This is a genomic window from Terriglobales bacterium (assembly GCA_035624475.1).
Taxonomy (GTDB): Bacteria; Acidobacteriota; Terriglobia; order Terriglobales; family Acidobacteriaceae; genus DASPRL01.
Window position 1 is genome coordinate 1 of sequence record DASPRL010000217.1, and the last position, 2,978, is coordinate 2,978.

The 2,978-nt window shown below is 70.0% G+C and carries 4 protein-coding genes; 2 read left to right on the top strand and 2 right to left on the bottom strand.

The window, feature by feature from the left end:
• The coding region (locus VEG08_09025) for a peptidylprolyl isomerase (protein HXZ28122.1) at positions 1–199 on the top strand (199 nt) is incomplete at its 5' end.
• A 258-nt stretch (positions 200–457) separates the two neighbouring features.
• Here the strand turns inward: VEG08_09025 and VEG08_09030 are convergent.
• Both VEG08_09030 and accC read right to left on the bottom strand, forming a co-directional pair.
• Positions 458–955: a biotin/lipoyl-containing protein gene (locus VEG08_09030; protein ID HXZ28123.1), complete on the bottom strand. Its 498-nt coding sequence runs from the start codon at positions 953–955 to the stop codon at positions 458–460.
• Positions 952–2,502, bottom strand: a complete 1,551-nt coding sequence (gene accC / locus VEG08_09035) for an acetyl-CoA carboxylase biotin carboxylase subunit (GenBank protein ID HXZ28124.1) — start codon at positions 2,500–2,502, stop codon at positions 952–954. The genes VEG08_09030 and accC overlap by 4 nt, the downstream gene beginning before the upstream one ends.
• Positions 2,503–2,698: 196 nt before the next feature.
• Here accC and VEG08_09040 point away from each other — a divergent pair.
• On the top strand, positions 2,699–2,978 hold a 280-nt coding region (locus VEG08_09040), incomplete at its 3' end, for a DoxX family protein (protein ID HXZ28125.1).

Below are 2,978 nucleotides of genomic sequence, written 5' to 3' on the forward strand. Positions count from 1 at the left end.
GCAGTTGCTGGCCAAGGAGCCCGCCGGGCAGCGCGAGTTCAACGATCCCCGGGTGCAGCAGGCCATCCGCGAGCAACTTCGCCAGCGCCTGGAGCAACTGCTGAAGACCGCCTACTACGAGGTCGCCCGCAACGAGGCCAAGATCGAGAACTACTACGCCGACGAGGTCTTGAAGAACCCGAGCTCGGTGGGCAAGTGACGCTACTCCCGGCTTGACCTCGCGCCCGCGCGGGCTATAATCCCGTCTCCCCCAAGAGTGCTGCCAGCCTCAGCCGGCACACTTTCTGCACCGACCAGGGGGGAGGGATCCGCACCCTCAGCGACCCCTCCGCGAGCGTGGACGATTGCCTGAAGAAGGGCGTGCCGGTACAGCCGGAGGAATGAAGGGGCTGGTTCTTGGCTGCGCCTGACGTGCGTCCTTGGCCTGCCCTGAGGCGCACGCCGAAGGGCCTGAGGTCTACTCCACGATGGCCAGCACGTCGCCGGCGTTGACGGTGGCGCCTTCGCGGGCCAGCACCTGGCGCACCACGCCCTTCTTGGGGGACTTCAACTCGTTCTGCATCTTCATGGCTTCCACCACGATGACGCCCTGGCCCTGCTCGACCGGGGTGTCGGCCGGGGCCAGCACCCGCACCACCTTGCCGGGCATGGGGGCGGTGAGCTTGCGCGGGCCCTCGGCGCCGTCGCCCGCCGCCTTGCGGGCGCGCAGGGAGCGCGGATCGCGCACCTCGCTGGCGTAGCGCGTCACGCCCACCAGGATGTGCTGGTCCGGGCCCACGCGCTCGCGCTTGATCTCGTAGGAGCGCCCGGCGAGCACCAGCGAGAGCACGTCGCGGTCGGTGATGATGGCGTCTACCTCCACCGGCTGGCCGTCCACGCGGCATTCCAGCCGCCCGTCGCTCTGCCGCAGCTCCACGCGGAAGCTGCGCTCGTCGATCTGGACGTCGAAGGTCACTTTTCGCGCAGCGCCTCCCGCCGCCCCGCCAGCTTCCACGCCGACTGCGCCGGGGGGTGCGCACCGTTGGTGCGTACCGACGCCGGGGCCGCCGTCGCCTCCTCGTGCGCGAACAGGGCGGCGGCGATGGCAGCCAGCCGCATGCGCTCCTGGTCGGGCGCCGCCACCCGCCGTCCCGCCAGCAGCCGGTCGAGCAGCCCCGTGTCCAGCTCCCCGGCCACGAAGTCGGGATAGCGCAGCAGCTCCCGGAAGAGCGGCAGGTTGGTCTTGATGCCGCCCACGAAGTACTCGTCCAGCGCCCGCTTGAGCCGCGCGATGGTCTGCGCGCGGGTGGGCGCGTAGCCCACCAGCTTGGCCATCAGCGGGTCGTAGTCGATGGGCACCACCCAGCCCTCGTAGCTGCCGCTGTCCACGCGCACGCCCGGGCCCGCGGGATAGAGCAGCCGCGTGATCTTTCCCGGCGAGGGAAAGAAGTGGTTGTCCGGGTCCTCGGCGTAGATGCGGCACTCCATGGCGTGCCCGCGCAGTTGGATGTCTTTCTGCTCGATGGCCAGGGGCTCGCCCGCCGCGATGTGGATCTGCAGGTGCACCAGGTCCAGCCCGGTCACCAGTTCGGTGACCGGATGCTCCACCTGCAGTCGCGTGTTCATCTCCAGGAAGTAGAAGTTGCGCTCCGCGTCCACCAGGAACTCGACCGTGCCGGCGTTGGTGTAGGCGGCGGCCTGGGCGACGCGCACCGCGGTCTCGCCCATGCGGCGGCGCATCTGGGCGTCCACGATGGGCGAGGGCGACTCCTCCAGCACCTTCTGGTGGCGGCGCTGCACCGAGCACTCGCGCTCGCCCAGGTAGATGGCGTGGCCGTGCTCGTCGGCCAGGATCTGCACCTCCACGTGCCGCGGCTTGGCCAGGAACTTCTCCAGATAGACGGTGCCGTCGCCGAAGGCGCGCTCCGCCTCGCTCTGCGCCTGGGTGAAGGAGGATTCCATCTCCGCCGCCGCGGCCACCACGCGCATGCCCTTGCCGCCGCCCCCCGCCGCCGCCTTCAGCATCACCGGGTAGCCCAGCCGCCCGGCCACCTCCCGCGCCTCGGCGGGCGAGCCCAGCGCCTGCGCCGTCCCCGGCACCATGGGCACTCCCGCCTCCTGCATCATCTGGCGGGCGTGGGTCTTCGAGCCCATGGCCTCCATGGATTCGGCCGTGGGCCCGATGAACTTCACTCCTGCCGCGCGGCAGGCGCGGGCGAAGGCCGCATTCTCCGCCAGGAAGCCGTAGCCGGGATGGATGGCGTCGGCGCCGGCGCGCGCGGCCACCTCCAGCAGCTTGGGGATGTTCAGGTAGGACTCACGCGCCGGGGCGGGGCCGATGCAGTAGGCCTCGTCGGACTTGCGCACGTGCAGGGCCCGGCGGTCCACCTCGGAGTAGACGCCCACCGCGGGAATGCCCATCTCGCGGCAGGCGCGCATCACCCGCACCGCGATCTCGCCCCGGTTGGCCACCAGGATCTTCTTGAACATGGCGCGCGACCCGCCCTCGCCGCGGGTTTCCACTCCTCTCCGAGCCCCTGATTCTAGCAGCAGCGCCAGCCCGGCCGTTGTGACGCGCAACCGCCGGTCATGTGAGGTGAGGCCCCCGTCCTGTCATCCTGGGAAAGGAAAGGCGTGATCCAGGGCTGAAACTCGGCGCCATCCAGGGAGAATCGTGCGACAATCTCCGCGCATCCTTCCGTCAATCGAGGAGCGAACCATGACCAGCTCCACCCCTGCCGCCCAGCCCGCTTGGATGACCTGGACGGGGCGCGTCTTCAGCGCCCTGCCCGTGCTGATGATCCTGATGGGTCCCGCCATGATGTTCTTCGCCCGCGGGCAGATGGTCCAGGGCATGGTCAAGTTCGGCTGGCAGGAGAGCGCCCTTCACACCATGATCGTGCTCGAGGTGCTGAGCGCCCTGCTCTACGCCATTCCCCGCACCGCGGTGCTGGGCGCCATCCTCATGACCGGCTACTTCGGGGGCGCCATCGCCACCC